General features: G+C 70.0%; 13 protein-coding genes. 5 read left to right on the top strand and 8 right to left on the bottom strand.

All coding sequences use genetic code 11. The annotated features are described in order from the left end of the window. Position 1 precedes the first annotated feature (1 nt). The 7 genes from ACH49X_RS31855 to ACH49X_RS31825 form a co-directional block, all read right to left on the bottom strand. Positions 2 to 679, bottom strand: a complete 678-nt coding sequence (locus tag ACH49X_RS31855) for a class I SAM-dependent methyltransferase (protein WP_195083067.1) — start codon at positions 677 to 679, stop codon at positions 2 to 4. A gap of 9 nt (positions 680 to 688) precedes the next feature. Beyond that, positions 689 to 1,465, bottom strand: a complete 777-nt coding sequence (locus ACH49X_RS31850; protein ID WP_195083068.1) for an ATP-binding protein — start codon at positions 1,463 to 1,465, stop codon at positions 689 to 691. A gap of 36 nt (positions 1,466 to 1,501) precedes the next feature. Continuing rightward, positions 1,502 to 2,464, bottom strand: coding sequence for an AvrD family protein (locus ACH49X_RS31845; RefSeq protein WP_357208655.1), 963 nt, complete (start codon positions 2,462 to 2,464; stop codon positions 1,502 to 1,504). A gap of 11 nt (positions 2,465 to 2,475) precedes the next feature. Continuing rightward, on the bottom strand, positions 2,476 to 8,748 hold the full coding sequence (locus ACH49X_RS31840; protein ID WP_357208654.1) for an SDR family NAD(P)-dependent oxidoreductase: 6,273 nt from the start codon (positions 8,746 to 8,748) through the stop codon (positions 2,476 to 2,478). A 128-nt stretch (positions 8,749 to 8,876) separates the two neighbouring features. After that, complete coding sequence (locus tag ACH49X_RS31835) at positions 8,877 to 10,022, bottom strand: LLM class flavin-dependent oxidoreductase (protein ID WP_195083071.1); 1,146 nt, start codon at positions 10,020 to 10,022, stop codon at positions 8,877 to 8,879. 15 nt (positions 10,023 to 10,037) lie between these two features. Then, entirely contained in the window at positions 10,038 to 12,254 is a 2,217-nt protein-coding gene (locus ACH49X_RS31830) for an MMPL family transporter (RefSeq protein ID WP_357208652.1), read from the bottom strand. A 54-nt stretch (positions 12,255 to 12,308) separates the two neighbouring features. Continuing rightward, positions 12,309 to 13,235: a ParB N-terminal domain-containing protein gene (locus ACH49X_RS31825; RefSeq protein WP_195083073.1), complete on the bottom strand. Its 927-nt coding sequence runs from the start codon at positions 13,233 to 13,235 to the stop codon at positions 12,309 to 12,311. 158 nt (positions 13,236 to 13,393) lie between these two features. Between ACH49X_RS31825 and ACH49X_RS31820 the strand changes: the two genes are divergently transcribed. Together ACH49X_RS31820 and ACH49X_RS31815 are read left to right on the top strand one after the other, a co-directional pair. Beyond that, complete coding sequence (locus tag ACH49X_RS31820) at positions 13,394 to 13,987, top strand: TetR/AcrR family transcriptional regulator (protein WP_195083074.1); 594 nt, start codon at positions 13,394 to 13,396, stop codon at positions 13,985 to 13,987. 172 nt (positions 13,988 to 14,159) lie between these two features. After that, complete coding sequence (locus ACH49X_RS31815; RefSeq protein ID WP_357208651.1) at positions 14,160 to 14,906, top strand: rhomboid-like protein; 747 nt, start codon at positions 14,160 to 14,162, stop codon at positions 14,904 to 14,906. Between the two features lie 9 nt (positions 14,907 to 14,915). On the opposite strand, the gene ACH49X_RS31810 is transcribed toward ACH49X_RS31815, so the two are convergent. Further along, positions 14,916 to 15,095, bottom strand: coding sequence for a hypothetical protein (locus ACH49X_RS31810; protein WP_195083076.1), 180 nt, complete (start codon positions 15,093 to 15,095; stop codon positions 14,916 to 14,918). Between the two features lie 212 nt (positions 15,096 to 15,307). Here ACH49X_RS31810 and ACH49X_RS31805 point away from each other — a divergent pair, with 212 nt between their 5' ends. From ACH49X_RS31805 to ACH49X_RS31795, 3 genes are all read left to right on the top strand, one after another. Next, entirely contained in the window at positions 15,308 to 16,432 is a 1,125-nt protein-coding gene (locus ACH49X_RS31805) for a hypothetical protein (protein ID WP_357208649.1), read from the top strand. Between the two features lie 162 nt (positions 16,433 to 16,594). After that, positions 16,595 to 17,023, top strand: coding sequence for a hypothetical protein (locus tag ACH49X_RS31800; protein WP_357208648.1), 429 nt, complete (start codon positions 16,595 to 16,597; stop codon positions 17,021 to 17,023). Beyond that, entirely contained in the window at positions 17,023 to 19,458 is a 2,436-nt protein-coding gene (locus tag ACH49X_RS31795) for a M48 family metalloprotease (protein ID WP_357208647.1), read from the top strand. The genes ACH49X_RS31800 and ACH49X_RS31795 overlap by 1 nt, the downstream gene beginning before the upstream one ends. The last annotated feature ends 400 nt before the right edge of the window (positions 19,459 to 19,858 follow it).

Raw genomic sequence — 19,858 nt, 5'->3', positions numbered from 1 at the left:
CTCACTCGTCGAGTTTGCGCGCGGTGATCTGGATGCCCGGCTCGCCCGCGATGCGGCGCACCGTCGCATCGGTGACCGGGAGATCGGCCACCAGCTCGCGGCCGTCCTCCAGGTCGATGCCGTAGCCGGCGATGTAGGTGCGGAAGAACGGCAGGCAGGCGCGCGCCATCGGCTGCGGCAGCTTCCAGCGGTCGACGAACGCCCGCGCGTCCTCGAAGGTGCAGCCCCGGTCCGCCTCGATCACCAGCAGCAGGCCCCCTGGCCGCAGCACCCGGATCATCTCCGACAGGCCCTTGCGCTGATTCGGCCAGTGTTTGATCGAGCCGGAGCTGATCACCGCGTCATAAGCGGCGTCGGGGAACGGCAGGTCCATCGCCGAGCCCTCCCGGAACTGGATCCGGCTGCCCAGGGGCGCGCCGCGCTTGCGCGCCCTGCGCACCTGCTGCGGGGACAGGTCGATCCCCGTCAGCCGCAACGTGGTTCCGGTGGTGGCCAGCCCCACCGCGAGTTGCCCACCGCCGCAACCGACGTCGAGCACCTGCGCGCCGTCGTCGAGCTGGGCGACGATGTCGTCGAACAGCGTCGGGGTCATCTCCCGCACGGCATCGGAGATGAAATTGTCGTAGAACCACGAGTCGATCGGGTTGTAGCGCTTGGTCTTGTCCAGCAGGACGGTCATGGCGTGCTCCTAAACGCGGGTGGCGAACTTGATCTTGCGGCCGAAAGTGTGTGGTTGCTGCTGGGCGATGATCGTTTCCTGGACGCGCTCGCGGCTGCTGCGCACGATCTCCATCGCCTCCTTCACCGCGACGTCGACGTCCATCACGGTGGGGATGTCGAGCATCGAGACGATGGATTCCAGGCGCTGTTCCGGGGTGCCGCGCACCGTGACGACCGGCTGCCCGAGCTCACTGATCGCGTGCAGCAGTTGCCGATCGGAGATGGCGCGGTAGCGCTCGTCGACGGGCCGGTGGCCGTCGGGGTCCATCGGCACCTCCACCGGAAGGTGGAAGAAGATGTCGTAGTTCTGCCGGGCGCGCTGCCTGGCCATGTCGCCGTAGGCGTTGAGATAGCGGCGGTAGAACGGCCGGCCGGGCAGGGTGAGGGTGTTCTTGACGGCCTTGTGCCATCGCGACGATCCGGGGTTCGGCCCGGTGATGAGCCGCGTGGTGCCGTAGACCCACTCGTTGAGCACCGAGCCGTCGGCGATGAATCCGCCTTGGGCGTCCAGGATCGCCTCGGCCTGAATGCGCAGCTCGAGCCTGCGGAAGCCGAGCGCCATCAGTTCGGTGGTGCTCAGGTCCTGGAACCGCATGCCCGGATAGAGCTCGGTGACCACCTCGCGCGCGGAGGAGGCATCCACCCGGGGAATGCCGGTCAGCAGGGACAGGGCCGTGGAGGTGGTGGTTTTCCCGGTCGAGTAGGTCCCGGAGATCACGATGCGTCGATAATTGTTCGCCGACATGAGAGTGCCTTTCTGAACGTTCGGAAATGCGCGGGGTTAGGCGGGCAGCCGGTGCGCGAGGTCGTATCGGATCTCGCACCCGGCGAAGTCCGACGCCCAGCTGGAGATGCGCCAGTCGCCGCCGCCGAAGGCGAGGACCATGGATCGCGCCATGCGCGTGGTCGCGGTGCCCGCGGTGAACGGCGCCGGGGGAGCGGAGGCGCGCGCGGTCATCCGGCGCATCCACAGCGTTTCGCTGTCCTTGCGGGCGATGTTGTCCAGCTCGTAGAGCACGACCTGGGACAGCTGCGCCAGGATCACCGTCGCGTCGACCAGCGTGACGGAAGGCTGATAGGCGTCGGCCACGCCGTGCCAGGGCCCGGCCGGATCCGGTTCCGCGAGCGCGAAATCCGCCTGTGCCCGGCTGCCGCCGTCGGAGACGACGACATTGCGCAGGTACTGTCCGCGGGCGTACACCCCGCCGTGGAAGTACCCGCGTCCCGTCTCGTGCACCGTGCGCCGTGCGGCGTGGGCGGGCTGCGGTGGCGCGGGCAACGCCACGGTGGCCTCCAGGCTCATACCGCCGCCCAGTGCGCCGGTGATGCCGATCGTGTTGCCCTCCACCGCGACGACGGTCGCGCTGATCGGGAACTCCGCCAGCGACTCCGTCGCGATGGTCCCGCTGCTGAACTGGACGAAAGGCACCCAGCAGGAACGGATCTCGGCATCGGTGAGCCCGTAGCACTCACGCAGGATCACCTCGAGCAGCCGGTAGCCGAAGATCGAGCAATCGATGCTGCTCACGTGCGGGACCAGCACCCTAGTGCTCTTGCGCGACCAGTCCAGCGGATAGTGCACGCCCGCGGTCGCCGACAGCCGTGGCCTGTCCTCCGCGTCGCGGTCGAGGGTGATGTCGAAGATGCTGTGGGTGATCCGTTTGTAGCCTTCGCCGAAGAACCGCCCGTCCCGGTGCCCGAGCACGGTGTCGATATCGGCGTAAGCGATGAGTTCGGTGGACATGTGGGTGCCTTTCATGCGGCCGCGGCGTCGGGCTCGGCGAACTGGCTGACCACTTTGGCGCCGATGCCGCGTAGCGACAGGCCCCTGCTGAGCTCGAGCGCGGAGATCTTGACGTCGAGCTCCTTCTCGGTGCGCGCCCCGAATTCCATCGCCATGAGCGAGTCCATGCCCAGATCGGTGACCGGCTCGTCGATGTTGATGGTGTCGGTGTCCACGCCGAGCACCACCGCGAGCTGATCGGCGAGGCGCTGGGCGACGAAGTCGGCGCGCTGTTCGGTGGGCAGGGTGAGGATCTCGGTGCGCAGTGCGCCGCCTGCCTCGTCGCCGACGCCGATGTCGGCGAGCAGTTGGCGGAAGCGACGCGTATCGGTGGACGGCCGCGCCACGCGCGACCACACCGTCCAGTCGATGTCGGCCACCGCGACCTGCGGGGCGTCCAGCGCCAGGCATTCGCGCAGCAGGGCGGTGGCCCGGTCCATGTCGATGGGCAGGAAGCCGATCGACTTGACGTAGTCCGCCAGCGCTTCGGTCTTGTCGGCCATGCCGCCGCCGCTCATGAAGCCCCAGTTCACCGCCAGCGCCGCGGCGCCGCGGGCACGGCGGTCGGCGGCGAGCGCGTCCAAGGCGGCATTGGCGGCGGCGTAGCCGATCTGCGGGGTGATGCAGCCCAGCGCGCTGATCGAGGAGTAGAGCACGAACATGTCCGGCTCGATGCCGGCGGCCTCGATCGCCCGGTCCAGATGCTGGGCTCCGCGCACCTTGGCGAACAGATCGTCCAGCGACTCCTGGGTGATCTGCGGGATGGGCAGGTTGTTCACCACCCCTGCCGCGTGGAAGACACCGCGCAGCGGGGCGACCGACCGGATGCGCTCCACCAGGGCAACCGTCGCGGCATAGTCGGCGACGTCCACTCGCTCCTCGATCACCGACACGCCCGCGGCGGTGAAGGCAGCGACCTGGTTCCTGGCTTGCGGGGTGGACGCGCCGCTGCGGCCGACGAGCACCAGTGTGCGTGCGCCCTCGGCCACCAGCCAGCGCGCGGTGGCCAGACCGAAGCCGCCGAAGCCGCCGGTCACCAGATAGCAGCCGTCCGGATCGATCCTGGGATGGGCGAGCTTCGGGCGCACCATCGGCCGTTCCTCGCGCAGGTCGAGCACGACCCGGCCGATCTGATCGGATCGCGCGACGGACTCGAACGCCGCGGCCAGCTCCGACACCGGATAGGCCTGATACGGAAGGTACCGGTACGTGCCCGCACGCAACGCCGCGTGACTGGCGCGCATCGGCGTGCGCAAGAATTCCGGATCGTGGGCCAGCGCCCGGTCCATGTCGACGGAGAAGAACGTGAGATTGCGGTCGAAGGGAGCCAGTTCGATGACCCCGCCGGTGTAGATGTCGGCCTTGCCGATGTCGACGACCCGGCCGAATTCGGCGGCCACCCGGAAGTTCTGGCGCAGGATCTCACCGGGCGCCGAACTGTAGACCACGTCGACGCCGCGGCCGCCGGTGAGTTCGGCGATCTCGTCGACGAAGTCGGCCGACCGCGAGTTCAGCACATGGTGCGCGCCGAGCTCGCGCACCTGCGCACGCCGCTCGGGGGTGCCCGCCGTGGCGATCACCGTCGCGCCGATGTCCAGCGCGACCTGCACCGCGGCCATGCCCATGCCGCCCGCCGCGCCGTGCACCAGCACGGTCTCCTCCGGCCGCAGCCGCGCCAGGGTCCGCAACCCGAATTCCGCGGTGAGGAACGGCAATCCGGAACCGCACGTCAGCGGATCGTAGGCTTCGCCGGGCAGCAGCCGGTGCGGCATGGTCGCGCCCGCGTCGACGGGCATGGTGACGTACTTGCGCAGGATGTCGCGGGCGCACACCATCATCCGGTCGCCGACCGCGACATCGGTGACGCCGGGCCCGACGCGCTCGACCACGCCGGAGCCCTCCATGCCGACCGTCGTGCCGAAATAGGTGCCGGCGAGTTCCTTTTCGGTGAGCACGCCGATGACCTTCATCGCGTCCTTGTAATTGAGACCGGCCGTCTCCATCCGGATCTCCACCTCGCCGGGGCCGGGTGCGACCCGATCGGTCTCGCGCAACGCCAGATCCGCCATCAGACGTGAACGGGGAATCTCCACCACGAACGAGGCGTCCGGGTCCGCCAGCGGGGTGGCCCGGTTGCGCTCGTCGAGATGCGCGCCGAAATTGCGGTCCAGCCGCACCGCCCAGTGGTCGGTTCCCCGCACCGCGATCTCGTCGAGCACGTCGTCGGAGAAGACGAGATCCGCAGGCGGAGTCTCGGAGCCCGCGTTCGCGTCGACGAGCCGCCAGCCCGCCGCGGGTTGTTCGTTGAGCAGGGCGCGCCGCGCGCCCACCAGCGCGCCGTGCGAGACCTTCGCGCCGCTGTCGGCGGGCGTGCACAACGCTTGCTCGGTCACGACGACGGCGCGGACGCGGACCTGCGGCGCGTCGGCGAGCAGATGCTCGACGGCATTCGCCGCGCGCGCCAGCCAGTAGACGTTGCGCGAGCCGTCGAACGCGTCGCCGAACACGACGACCACCCGGATCCGTTCGGCGATCGGAGCGCCGTCCGGCGAGCGCAGCGCCGACCGCAGGCGTTCATCGTTGTCGCCTGCGTCCGGATCGGTGAGCACGATGGTGACGTCGGTCCGTTCGCCCAGCAGCGACGTCGCGCGGTCGGCGGCGTCGGCGCCGACACACACGGCCACCACCACCTCCTGCTCGGACCGCGCGCCGGCCTGCGTCTCGACGATCTCCCACCGGGGCTGATAGAACACGCGTTCCAGCTGATGGGTGACCTCGATCGCCGCGCTGACCGGGCGGAACTCGACGCCGAGCAACCGCATGGCCACCTCGCCCCCTTCGCCGACGATCGCGATGTCGGCGCGCAGCGGGTCGGCGCCGCGCCGGGTCACCACGACCCGTGGCCGCTGCGGCAGCGGGCCGAGCAGGCGCACCCCGGCGATGGCGGCGGGCACGATCGCCACGCCGGTGTCCGAGTCGGCGGCCAGCGCGGCGATGCACTGCAGCGCGGCGTCGACCAGGGCGGGGTGGGCGAGGTGCCGGATCGGCGCGTCCTGCTGCACGGGCGCGAGCGAGGCCACCACCGCGTCCGCGCCGACGGCGGCCGAGACGATGCGCTGGAAGGCGGGTCCGTAGTCCAGGCCGCGAGCGGCCAGACCGCGATACAGATCCGGGCCTGCGACGGCGACGGCGTGCTCGGGGGCGGCGACATCCACGACGGCGGAGGTGAAGTCGGCTTCGATGAGCCTGCCGTGGGCGTTGAGCGTCCAGGTGGCCGCGGTCGCCGAGCGGGAGCGGATCTGGAAGCGTTTGGTCGACTCCTCGACGCTCACGCGCAGCACCGGGATGTCGTGCTCGTCGATCACCAGCGGCGCGACGAATTCCACCGACTCCAGCCCGACGCTGGTGCGTCCGGTGCGCTCGACGGCGGCGCTGAGCGCGGCGTCGAGGTAGGCCGCGCCGGGCAGTACGACATGTCCGGCCACGACGTGGTCGCGCAGCCACGGCAGCCGCGACACCGACAGCTGCACCTCCCACTCCGAGCCCGCCGCGGTCGTCGGCTCGCCCAGCAGCGCGTAGCCGTCCGGCGTACCGAGGCGATCGAGCAGGGTGACCGCCTCGTCGTGCCAGACCCTTTTGCGCTGCCACGGATAAGCGGGCAGATCCAGATGCCCGACGACGGAGTCGGGACGACCGGGCACGGCCGAACCGTCCAAAGAGCCAGCGACATACAGGTCCGCGACGGCGCGCAGCACGTTGTTGCGGTCGCGCAGATCGCGCGAGAGCGTGGTCACCGCGGCGCCGATCACCCCGCGATGGATCAGCATCTCGCGGATGTTGCCGCTGAGCACCGGGTGCGGACCCACTTCGAGGAAGACCCGGTGACCCGCGTCGACCAGCGCGCCGATGGCGTCGGCGAAGCGGACCGGCTCGCGCACGTTGCGGCACCAGTAGTCCGCGTCCCAGTCCGTGCCCGCGATCTCGGCGGCGGTCACGGTGGAGTACGTGGTGAGCTTCGCGTCCCGCGGCGCCAGCTGGGCCAGCGCGTCACGCAGGTCGTCGAGGATCGGGTCCATCAGATGGCTGTGGTACGGCACCTCGACCCGCAGGCTGCGCGCGAACGTGCCGGTGGCGGACAGGGTGTCGCGCAGCAGCTCCAAGTCCTCGCTGTCGCCTGCGAGGGTGACCGCGCCGGGGCTGTTCACCGCGGCGACGCAGATGCTGTCGGTGCGGGCGAGCAACTCCCGTGCTTCGCTCTCGGACATGCCGAGGGCCAGCATGCCGCCGCTGCCCGCGGTGGTCGCCTGCAACCGGGCGCGGTGGTAGCTGACGGTGAGCGCGTCGCGCAGCGACAGCGCGCCGGACACATACGCGGCCGTGACCTCGCCGACGCTGTGCCCGACCACCACCGCCGGATACACGCCGTACTCGGCCAGTTCGGCGGTCAGCGCGGCCTGCAGCACGAAGTTGGCGGGCTGGGCGTAGGCGGTCTGCATGATCCGCGAGCCGTCCTCGTCGGCGAGCATCTCGTCCAGGATCGACCAGCCCGCGATCGAGACGAACTCCCGATCGATCTCCCTGGCGACCTTGGCGAACGTGCTGTCGGTCGTGAGCAGCTCGCGGCCCATGCCCCACCACTGCGGGCCCATGCCGCTGAAGACGAAGACGGGCTCCACCTCGCCGTCGCCGATGATGCGGGACGGGGCCCGGCCCTCGCCGTCGGCGAAGGCGCGCAACTGGGTGCGCAGGTCGTCGGCGTCGTCGTAGGCGAAGCCGACCCGCAGGGGATGGTGGGCGCGGCGGGTCCAGGCGGCGGCGGTCAGCGCGTCGGCGGGATGCCGGTCCAGCGCGTCGGCGAGTTCGCCCGCGAGCGCGCGCACGGCGGTCTCGTGGCGGCCGGAGACCGGCAGCACCCGCGGCACCGGGCGCTCGTCCTCGGCCCGCGCGGCCGATGACGGCGCTTCGACGAGGATGGCGTGGGCGTTGGTGCCGCCGTAACCGAAGCCGTTGACCGCGACCACACCCTTGCCCGGCGCAGCGGGCAGTGGTTCGGGGCGCAGCGGGACACGTAGTCGTAGCTCGTCGAACTTGATCTGCGGGTTCGGCGTGGTCAGCTCGAACTGGGGCGCGACCGTGCGGTGGTGCAGGGTGAGCGCGGCCTTGATGAGGCTCGCGACCCCCGCCGCGGCCTCGGTGTGCCCGAAGTTGTTCTTCACCGAGCCGACCGGCACCGGTTCGCCGCGGCCGTCCACCGCGCCGTACACCGCGCCGAGCGCGGACATCTCGATCGGATCGCCGACCGCGGTGCCGGTGCCGTGCGCCTCTAGATAGCTCACCTCGTGCGCCGCGACGCCGGCGTCATCGCGCACCTGACGGGCGAGTTGTTCCTGCGCAACGGGATTCGGCACCGGAATGGCCATGGTTCGGCCGTCCTGGTTGACGCCCGTCGCGCGGATGACGGCGTAGATGCGGTCGTTGTCGCGCTGGGCCACGTCCAGCGGCTTGAGCAGCACCGCGCCCGCGCCCTCCGCCCTGCCGTATCCGTCGGCGGCGGCGTCGAAGGTCTTGCAGCGGCCGTCGACCGACAGGAACCGGCCCTTGCACATCGAGATGAACGTCTCCGGCTGCAGCATCGCGTTCGCCCCGCCGGCCAGCGCGATCTCGCACTCGCCGTTGGCGATCGCCTGCACCGCCAGATGCGTTGCCACCAGCGAGGACGAGCAGGCGGTGTCGACGGTCAGGCTGGGGCCGTGCAGGTCGAGCAGATAGGAGATCCGGTTGGACAGCAAGGTGTGCGAGGCGCTCATCGCGGTGTGGCTGGTGATCGCCGAGCGGACCAGCGGACCGCTGCGTCCGAGCACGTTGTCGAGGATGAAGCCGCCGACGTAGACGCCGACGCGATGGCCGGAGACCCGGCCCGCCATGCCCGCGTCGTCGAGCGCCTCCCAGGTCACCTCCAGCAGCAGCCGCTGCTGGGGATCGAGGATGGCGGCCTCCTTCTGGGCGATGCCGAAGAAATCGGCGTCGAAATCCCACAGCGGCTGGCTGAGAAATCCGCCGCGCCGGGTGTACATACGTCCCGGCGCGTCCGGATCCGGGTCGTAGTACTTTTCGATACTCCAGCGATCCGGCGGGATATCGACGATCCCGTCGCCTTTGTTCAGCAGAAAATTCCAGTAGCTTTCCGCATCGGATACGCCGCCTGGAAAACGGCAGCCGATACCCACTATTGCAATGTCGACCATTATTTCTCCTGGCCTTTTATGCGGGACCATGCTGAGCCCCCCGACCGCAGCAGCACAAATATTATGACGAGCTCCTTCGCTCGAATGCATGCTATTGCTCGGGCCGCTCGCGCGTCAATTGTCTTGCGTTACAGGCGCTTCAATTTACGTAACGTCGCCACCAGGGACGCGTTCGAAATCATCCCCTGTGTGACGCTCGGATGAATTGCGCTGAGATTCATGAGCACGGCATAGCGCAGGCCGTGGTCGCGCCAGTGCGCGAGCTGCTCGACGATCTCATCCGGCGTTCCGGCCAGGCAGAATTCCCGCACCAGCGAGGCCGGGACCTTCTCGATGTAGTCCAGCACGGTGCGCTCGTCCAGCGTCTGGGGAAGGTAGTCCTGCAGGCCGGTGAAGTCATCGCCCAGCGGATGGGTGGCACCGTGCCTGGTCCACATCTCCCCGGGAGCGCACAGGGTCAGCGCCCGCGCGCCGACGCTCTCGACCAAGGCGTCCACCTGCCCGGGACGGGCGGCGGTGAGCACGCTGAACACGGCGGCGGGCGCGACCGACGACGGGTCGCGCCCGGCGTCGGAGGCCGCGGCGCGCACCAGCTCCAAGCGGTGCCGGTATTCGTGTGGGCGCTGCGCGAAGCCGGGGAACCACACGTCGGCGTAGCGCCCGGCGGCCCGCAGCATGCGCGGGCCGCCCGCGGCCACCCAGATCTCCGGGCGGCTACCCCGATACGGCGGAACGTCGAAGACCGCGTCGCGCAAGGGAAAGTACGGGGAGTCCCTGGTCACCAGGCTGCCGCGGGAGTCCCACAGTGCCCGGATGGTCGCCAGCGCCTCCTCGAACCGGCCGACCGGAGCGGACCAGTCCACGCCGTAGGGCTCGTTGTTGTCCCTGATCCCGGTGCCGATGCCGAGAATCGCGCGGCCCCGGCTCAACTGGTGCAGCGTGGCGGCGGCCTGCGCGGTCACGGCGGGATTGCGGCGGCCCGCGTCGGTGACGCCGACGCCGAGCCGCAGGCGGGCCAAGCGGTTCTGGGCGGCGAGATAGCCCAGCGCCGTCCACGGTTCGTAGATGCCGTCGGCGTGCGGCGCCAGCCGGGTGATGCCGACGTGCCGCGGTTTCCAGATCGAGGCGGGCAGGATCGAGGGCAGGTGGTCGGTCACCCAGAGCGAGTCCGCCCCGCCCGCCATCGCCACCGAGCGACTGCCGCGAAATTGCAGATCGGGCGCGAACCGGGTGTAGACGCCGGAATCCATCACGCCTGTGCGGAATTTCGCCATGTTGTTCCTCTCGCACTACTTGGGTACTGGCTCGAGAGCTGCGCTGGTCTCGGGGGTTTCGATACGTTGGTGCCACGCGGCGAGCCGGCGCGGCGCCCACCAGTTGGCCGCGCCGAGCAGGCGCATCAGAGCGGGCGCGAGCACGCCGCGGATCAATGTCGCGTCGCTGAGCACGGCCAGGGTCAGGCCGAGGCCGAACAGTTGGATGAACGACACGTGTGAGGTCACCATGCCCGCGAAGGCGATCGCCATCAGACAGGCGGCCGCGGTGAAGATCCGGGCGGTGCGGGCCACGCCGGTCGCGACGGCGCGGGTGTTGTCGCCGGTGGACAGCCATTCCTCCCGGATCCGGGACAACAGGAAGACCTCGTAGTCCATCGAGACGCCGAAGGCGATGCAGAACATGAGGATCGGCATGGTCGGCACCAGGTAACCGGTCGGGGTGAAGCCGAGCAGGCCGGCCAGGTGACCGTCCTGGAAGATCCAGACCATGGCGCCGAAGGTCGCCGCCAGCGACAGCGTGTTCAGCAGCAGCGCTTTGATCGGCAGCAGCACGCTGCCGGTGAAGAAGAACAGCACCACCAGCGTCGACAGCGCGATCACGATCACGGCGACGGGCACTTTCGCCGCGAGCGCGTCGAGCGTGTCGACGCTTTCGGCCGCCGCGCCACCGAGCAGCGCCCGGCCGGGCGCTGGAACCGCGCGCACTTGGTCGAGCTGCGCGATCGCGGCGGGGGAGTACGGGTCGAGCCGGGTGCCCACCCGCAAATACGTGCCCGCGTCGTCGCGCAGGCCGGGCGGCGCGGCGGCCACTTTCAGCCCGCCGGCGTACACGCCCGCCGCGGACAGCACGGACGTCACATGCTCCACCCGCGACAACCGCTGCGCGTAGGCGGCGATGTCGGTGTCGCCGCCTCGGTAGCCGGGCATGGCCACCAGCACACCGGCCATGGCGTTCTCCCGGAAACCGGTGCGCAAGGCGTCGCCGACCACGTGGCTGGAGGCCCCGGCGATGACCCGGTCGTCGGCGGCGCCGAACCGGATGGACAGGAACGGCGATCCCAGCACCAGCAACAGCGCGATCACCGCCAGCGCGGCCACGGCCGGGTGGCGCATGACCAGCCGCACCGAGCGGTACCACCGGGTGGCGGTGAGCTCGACGGGCTCGGGGCGGGGCCGCCGGAATCGCCGGCGCAGCAACACCCGCAGGTCGAGCGCGTCGACGCGGGGGCCGAGCAGCGCGAGCGCGGCGGGCACCAACAGCAAGGTGGTGAACACGGCCGCGCCGAGCACGGCCAAGCCCGCGTAGGCCAGCGAACGCAGGAAATACAGCGGGAAGACCAGCAGCGTCGACAGCGACAGCGCGATCACCACACCCGAGAACAGCACGGTGCGTCCCGCGGTGCGCGCGGTGCGCGAGACGGCGGCGGCGGTGTCGTGCCCGGCGGCGAGTTCCTCGCGGAACCGGCTGACCATGAACAGGCTGGAATCGATCGCGACCGCGAAACCCAAGGCGCTCATCATGTTCAGCGCGAAGATCGACACGTCGCCGACCTCGGTGAGCAGCCGCAGGATCGGCAGCGTCGCGAAGATGTTGAACACGCCGACCGCCAGCGGGACCAGCGCGGCGGTGAGGCTGCCGAAGACCAGGATCAGGGCCAGGCCGGTCAGCGGTATCGCGATCGCCTCGGTGATCAGCAGATCGGTGACGATGCGATGGCTCATCTCGTCGAACGCCACCGCCTGGCCGCCCGCCCGCACCGTCACGCCGTCGAAGTCGCCGCCGACCTGCTCGGCGATCGCTCCGGCCCGCTTCGGCGCGTCGGTGTCGTCGCCGGTGACATGCGCCAGGACGAGCCCGTCGCGACCGTCGTTGCCGCGCAAGGCCTGGCGCAGATCCGGCGGGAGCTCCCAGTAGGACTGGACCGCGTCGACGTCGTCGCGGCCGCGCAGCTGCGCGGTCACGCGCTCGCCGACCGTGCGCGCCGCGGGGCCGTCGAGTCCGTCCGGCGCGGTGACCAGCAGCACCAGATTCGGTGCCGCGCCGGGGAATTCGCGGTTGAGGAACGCGGCCACCTCGGCGGATTCGGTGTCGGACGGGATGTAGCCGCCGGACTTCAGGTGGGCGGGCGCCGACCAGCCGAGCGCGACGCAGACGATGCCGATCAGCAGCGCGCCGTACAGGACGGATCGCGGTCGCCGGGTCGCCAGACGTGCGAGACCAACAAGCATGATGAATGACCTTTTCTCGGGCTGCGGCCGTGGCGAATGCGGGTGCGGCCGGTGCTATTCGGCGGCGCCGGATTCGATGTAGCCGGCCAGCGCTCGCCATTCCTTGGCATTGCGGTTGGCGAGTTCGGCGACGGCCGGGATGCAATGCGGGGGGACCGTGGCCACCAGCGCGGTCCACACCTCGCGCTGCATCGAGTGGGTGTGCAACCAGCGCAGCAGGTCGCGGCCCTGCTGGCTGTGCCGCATCGCCGGGTCGCGGGTGAGCTGTTGCAGCAGCAGCGCGCTGCCCTCCGGCTGATCCGCGGTGGTGTCGTCCTCGCAGGATCCGGTCTCGCGCAAGCGTTTGCGGATCGAGTGCGCCGTGCTGATGGACACCTCCGCCGCGGCGGCCAGCGCGCGCAGCGGCATGTCCGGCGAGGTCGCCAGCAGCTCGGCGACCCGGCGCCTGCGCTGCGCGCGGTCCATCGGCCTGCGCCTGCCGTCGGCGCCGACGCGGATGTTCGACTGCGGAATTTCCGCACTCGAACGTTGGCGGATCGTGGCGACCGTGCGCGCGGACAGTCCCGTAGTGGAGGCGATGGCCCGGTCGGACAATTCCGGCATCGTCTCGATGATCCGCTCGGCCGCCGCTTTGCGGTCCGAAAGTGTCAGCGGCAGACCGTGCGTCGTATTCAGCTCGACACCGCGCAGAAAAGCCTCTGCCGGTGTCCCGTCGAAGAACACGACATCGATGTGCTCGCGGCCGAGCCATTGCGCGGCGCGCAACCGGTGCATTCCGTCGATGACGCGCATGGTGCTGCGATGCACCAGAATCGGCGGTAATTCGGTGTCGCTCTCGGCCAATCGCGCGATATGCCTGCGGTCTTCCCCGTTCGACCGCGGCGAATCCGCGGGCAACAACTCGTCGATCGACACGAGATAGCTTGCGTTCGATGCCAGTGGCACCACATCGCCGCTCACCAATTTAAACTCAGCGGACATTTCGAACCCCCAGGGTCGCCCGGAATCAGATCGGTCCTCGATGACCCGATGGTCCATCCGGAACCCGGCTAGGCTTCGACCGACCGATCGGTCACAGCGTAGGTGCGGCCGGTGCACGACACTAGCCTTTTCAGAAAGAGTGGGGAGAATTCGGAAACATGACAGTCATTGCCGACCCCGGTCGCACGGCGCTGCTCATCGCGGGCACCGTGGTGGCGGAACGCGAGGGGCTGCACCGTCTTTCGGTCAACGCGGTGGTCGAGGAAGCCGGGATGGCCAAGGGCACCTTCTACCACCACTTCGTCAACCGTCGCAGCTACGTCATCGCGCTGCACCGCCGCTTCTTCGACGCGCTGTCGCAGTCGGTGGCCGCGGCGCTGGCGGGGATTCCGCCGGGCGTCGAGCGGATCGCCCCGAGTCTGGACGCGTTCCTCGATGCCTGTCTCCATGCCCGCGGCACCGAAGCGTTCATGGTGCAGGCACGCACCGACCCCGACCTGCGCGAGGAGATCGGCCGCCGCCACGAGCTGTTCATCGCGGTCGGACGGCCGGACATGGCCGCCGCCGGATGGCCCGACCCCGACGCCGCCTCCCGGATGAAAGTGGCCATGGTCGGTGAGATCTGCCTGGCCGAGCTCACCGCCCGGCGGGCACGTCCGGATCTGCGCATCGCGGCGGTGCGCATGCTCACCGCCAACCGCACGGGGCCGCTTGCCGCGCAGCCGCCCGAGACCGGCGCGTCGGCCACGTAGTCGCGGCATTCCCAGGACGCGTCCCGGGGACGGGGCGGTCATCGGTGGGATCCCCGGCCGGCCGGAGAGTAGTGTTTCAGCTGGCAGAGCCAGGAGAGTGCGCCTCGATTCGGCAACGCGGCCGGGCGGGTCGCGTCCTTCGGCGAAGGATTTCCCGCAGGAAGGCCGCGCCATGACTCACACAGCCGACGGCGGCGGGACGCGCACCGGCCGCACGGCGTCCGCATGGCAGTACGCGCGCACCGCGCCGTGGACCTTCGCCTGGCTGACGCTGCTGCTGGGCACCACGATCATCCAGCACCTGGTGCCGCGCGGCGATCTGGAGCGCCTGCTGGGCGAGCGTTCCACCAACCTGCGCAACCTCGAATCCGATCCACTGCACGCCCTCCTGACCAGTCTGCTGTGGATCGACGGCTATTTCTGGTTGCCCTACCTGGTGCTGTTCTGTGTCTTCCACGCCCCGGCGGAACGGTGGCTCGGCTCGTTGCGCTGGGCGATCGTCGGTCTGTGCGCGCACGTCGCGGCCACGTATTTCAGCGAGGGCATCCTGGCCGTTGCCATCCGCCACGGGTACGCCGATCCGGGGATGGTCGATGTGCGTGATATCGGCGTCAGTTATTTTCTCGCCGCCATCATCGGGATCCTGACCTACCATGTCGCCCGTCCGTGGCGGTGGCTGTACCTCGGCGGAATCCTGGTGTGGTTCGCCACCCCGTTGCTGATCCATCCCACCTTCACCGGCGTCGGGCACTGTTCGGCGCTGCTGATCGGGCTGGCCGCCTACCCGCTCACGCGTGGCCGGACCGCGCCGGACTGGGACCCGGCCACCATGTGGCGACACCGGGTCGATGCCGGCCGAGCGCCGAGCGGGCGTGCCGGAGTCACCGGAGCCCGAACCCCGCAGGACAGGCGCGGGTAGAGCGGGGGATCATTCCGGTGCGGCGTTCGATTCGAGAGCTTCGTCGTACGCGTACCCCGCGTCGCGGACCTTGGTCGCGAGGAATCGCATCCGCTCCGAGGTGAGGTAGCCGCCGCGCAGAGCCGTGCCGTCCAACTCGGCGGCCACCTGCTCCAGCGCCAATCGCGCGAACCGCGTTCGATCGACCATGGCGGAGTTCTACCAGGTAGTCGCGGCGGACGCGATCGCACCACGCGGGGCGTTTCCGGAAAGTCGCCGCATCGATCCGGCACCAACTTCCCACCAGTGGCGAATTTCCGGCTACCGAATCGGCCTATGCTGCTCGGCGGCCGCCGGATCGGGGCCCCGAGCGGGAGGCGAACGCCGGACCCGTCTCGCGCGGACTACGTGTTGGACAGGCGATGACGCGACTCGTGCACTTCGTGGGCAGCTTGCCCGAGCCATTGACGACCGGCGACAGCGCTGTGCTGGAGTGGTTCGTCCAGCGCAGCCGGGGCCACCGGCTCACCGGTGTGCCGCGGGACCTGGATCCCAGTTGGGTCGTGCAGTACCTGCGCGAGCGGGACAGACACGACGACGTCTTCGAAGTGGTGCGCGGCGGTGACTTCGCCGACTACGCCGACATGCGCGTGTACGGCATTCGCCGGCGCGCGACCCTCGAACCCCGGCACGTGGCGATGGATCGCGTCGACCGCATCGGCGCGGCCGTCACCGCCTTTCGCGCGCTGCGGGCTCGGCATCCCGAACTCGCCGAAACGAGATTGCAGATCAGCCAACCGAATCCGCTGGATCTGGCGCTGTTCGTGTTCGCAGGCGCGGCGGTGGCCGACGGGCTCCCGCTCGGGCGCGCGCTGCGCCACCTGCGGACGGTGACCCCAGCGCTGCGCAACCTGCCCGTCTTCGTCGAGGCCGTGCTGGCCGAAATGGCGCAGGTGACAGCCGAGCACGGCGATCTGGTCACCTGGCAGGTGGAGTCGCCGATCGCCCAGCTCGCCCTGGTGAAGGCGGCGCGACTCGGTGCGCAGGCTCCGGCCGGCCGTCTGGTCGCGCGTCAGTTGTCCGGCTTCCTCGCCCGGGCACACGAGATCGGCGCACAGACCACCCTGCATCTGTGCTATGGCGACTATCAGCACAGAGAACTGCTCGCGCCGCGCAGTCTCGCGCCGGCGGTGCGGCTGTTGAACACCCTCGCGCGAGACCTGCGCGCTCGCGCCGTGCCGCTGCCGCCCGCGCACATCCCCTGCGCTTACGGTGCTCATCCGGCTCCGCTGGAGCCTGCGTTCTACCGGCCGCTGCGCAGGCTCGACCCGGAGTGGCGGGTCATCGCCGGGGTGGTGTCGCCGGCCGGAGCGCAAGACAGCATCAAGAGCCTGGCCTTGTTCGAGGCGGCGGCGGGCCGGGCCGCGTACGGTGTGGCGACGGCGTGCGGCCTCGGCCGGTGCACCGTCGAGGAGGCCGAGCGCGCCGCCGAAGCCACCGTGGCGACCGCCACGGCCGCCGAGTCGGCGCCGAGCGAGGCGGCGTGAGGCCGATAACCCGCGGCTGACGCATCGGTGGCGGCTCACTGCTGGGTTGCGGGTCCGCAACGGAACAGCGCCCGTGCGGCAGAATGGTTTTCGACCAGTCGTCGACGCCGAGGGGGTAGTGCGCTGAGTATCGCGGATGCGGAACCGATCGATGTCGTTGCGGTGGCACGGTCAGTCGTCGCCGCGCACGCGCCGGAAGAGTTGCCGCTGTTCGACGTCACCGCCGCGGCGTACGCGGCGCGTCGGCGCGGCCCGAGTCCGGACGAACTGCTCGGCTTCGGAGTCGGTGCGGTGGAGGCGGTGGTGACGGTCGCGGTGCTGGCCGCGACCAAGGGTGCGGTGGACGCGCTCCTGGAATATTCCGGCAAACGCACCGCGCGTGGCCTGCGCGGCCGCCTGAGCCGGCTGCCGTGGCGGCGGCGCGCCGTGGCGGTCGCGGCGGCCGAACCGCTCAGCTCCGAGCAATTGAACGCCACCCGCGACGCCGCCAGGCGCGCGATACTCGCCTACGGGCTGACCGATCAGCAGGCGAACCTCCTGGCGGGGGCGATCGTAGGCGAGCTGGCGGCGCCGGACGACCCGCCGGACTGATGCGCCCCGCCCCGGAAGCATTCGGTTCGGGCACCACCCTGCGCTTCGCGGTGCTGGTGCTCGCCGCCGCGGCGACCATGTGGAATTGCTGGCAGGTGCTCGCGGGAGCCGCGCTCGGGACGCCCTACCGGCTGGCGACCGAGCAGTGCGTCCGAGCGCTGATCACGTCGCTCGGCGGGCACGACCCCGGTTCCGCCGCACCGGCCGACCCGGCGCATGGCGCGACCTTCGCCGCGACGGTCGGCGCCTGCTCCAGCCGTATCGGCGCGACGGCGTCGGTGATCGCGATGCTCTCCGTCGTCGCCACGGCGATCGCTGTCGCCTCGGTCTACTGGCTGTGGCCGTCCTGGCATATCCGGCGGCGCAGGCTGATCGCGCTCCCGGCCGGCGAATTTTCCGGGCTGGCGATGAAACTGGTGGCTTCGGCAGGGAACACCGAGGTGCGGTTCCTGCTCGATCCGGCCGACACTCGCGTCGGTGGGCGGGCGTTCGGTCGGTACCGGCGCCGCTATGTCGTTCTCGGTCGCGGTCTGGTGGAACGGTGGCGGCGCGGCACCGGCGACGGCGCGGTGGACGCGGTGGTCGCGCACGAACTGGCCCATATCCGCAATCGCGATCTGGATCCGGCCTATCTCGCGGTGTGGACATGGCGTCTGCTCGTGCTGCTCGGCGGCATCCCGTTCGGCTGCTGGATGCTGGTGGAACTCGCGACCGGTGATTGGCGGACCGCGCTCACCTATGGCTGGCGGATCGTCGTGTTGCTCGGATCGACCCTGTTGATCCGCAATGGACTGCTGCGGGCGCGCGAGTACTACGCAGACCTCCGTGCCGCACGGGCGTACCCGGTCCAGCTGCGGCGACTGCTGGACGATGCACCGCGGCCCAGAGGGTACCCGGGACTGCGCGCACGGTTCGGCATGCACCCCTCGGCACGGAACAGGCGGCGAATGCTGGACGCCCCCGGCGAGTTGCTGGCCCCGCGACTGCTTTCCTTGGTCACCATCGGCTTCAGCGCCATGCTGGCTTACGATCTGGTCGACGCGGTGACCGCGGTGGCCGGATTGCGCACACCGATAGCGCCGCTGGTGGGGATGACGCTGACCACGCTGGTCGCGACCAGCGGTCTCGCGCAGGCGGCGCTGCGCAACGCGTTGTGGGTGCGTGTCGAGGCGGATGCGATGCAGCTGCGGGACAGCGCGTTCCACATCTTGCTGATCGCGTTCGCCCATGGTTCGGCTCTGGCGCTGGGCATGGTGCTGGGGCGCGTGCTGGCACTGGATCCGGTAGCGCACGGCTCCATCGGCCACACCTGGTCGGCGACCGGCGAATTCCTGTCGCAATGGGCCACCGCGCTCGGCATGTGCTGTATCGGGGTGAGCGCCTGTGTCCACGTGGCGGCACGCAGCTGGCTACCGGTCGTCGCGACGGTCGACCGTCCCCGGGTCGTCGTCGCCACCTTGGCGGCCGGCGCCGCCGTGCTCATGCTGCCCTGGCTGCCGTCGTTGCTGTGGGCCTACTTCCTCTATGCGCGATTGCCCATGGAGGCGTCCGGCCTGCCGAACTGGGTGACGGGAGAACTGATGAAGCGGCAGCAGTTCCCTGAAGGTTTGTCCGATGTCCGGGGACTGTCGGCCGCCGTCGCGTTGGCACTGTTGCTCGCGGCGCCGCGGCTGCTGCGGGTCGGCCCCTTCGCGCGATCTCGGGCGGATGCCTCCGAAGCGCTGTGGCCGCAGCCGCCTGCGGGCCTCGGAGCCACGGTCGGCGTTGGTGTCGGCGCGGCCCTGTTCATGCTGAACATCTTGGGGGAATACGGGTTTCACACCGCGGCGTGGCCGGGCGCCGACGTCACTTCGATGGCGCTGATGGCATCGTCCCCAGCCAGTCGCGCGATCGTGTCGAGTGCCGAAGCGGAAAGCGGATGGCAGTTGTGTCATCGGTCCAGCGCGCCGGGCTCCGGGACGCGGTCCGATTGTGTGGCATACGGGCCTGATCCGAGCGGAGCGCAGTGCGGCGCCCAGGCGTTCCCGTGCGCCCCCTCCGTGCATGTCAGGCCTGGAGAACTCGTGACTCGTGTTCCGCCGCGGACGGGCTACCGGCCGAAAGTCGGGGAATCGGTCATGTTCGACGGGTCGCGAGCGGGCTGGGCGACCGTCGAATATCGAATCGCGTTGGTCATCGCGACGGAAGGCGATCGCATCACATGTGCCGGTGCGGGAGCGCCGATCCTGGTCGACGGGCAGCCGCCCGTCGACGGTGGAGTCCTCTACCCGGCCCACCCGGTGGGGCAGGAGGCCTTCGACCGCACCGTTCCCAGCGGTGGAATGTGGGTGCTCGGCCCGCGATGGCGTCCGGAGGACGGCTCGGACCGGCATCTGGGCGAGCGCGGCGGCGTGGTCGCGGCGTCGTCGGTGCTGCTGTACTTCGCGGAGGAATAGCTCTGCGACGCCGTTGCGGACGGAAGGCGCAGCGCCGCACGGAATCACGCGTCCCGTGCGGTGATGGCAACGGGTGCAACGGGTACGGGCACGGGGCGGCTCGGGTCGGTACCCTGGGTTCATGAGGTGTCGCGAGAAGCGTTAAGTTATCGCGAATTTCCGCGATCCCGACCGCGATGTACTCGACATTGTGTACCTTATGTTATCGAGGGTTCGCTCCCTGTCGGGGAGAGAGCCCGGGTCGTCGATACGGCCAGGCAGAAGGACTCCGTTGTCCCGTGCGGTGCATCCGTCCCGAGACGCGGACGACGTCGAGGATTGGGTGTGGCCGAATGCGTGTATCTGCTCCGATAACGGTCTCGGCTTTGGTTGTTGCTGGTGTGGTGGTGAGTGGTTCGGG

The organism is Nocardia sp. NPDC019323 (genome assembly GCF_044389845.1).
Taxonomy (GTDB): Bacteria; Actinomycetota; Actinomycetes; order Mycobacteriales; family Mycobacteriaceae; genus Nocardia; species Nocardia implantans.
This window is presented reverse-complemented; position numbering and strand designations above follow the sequence as displayed.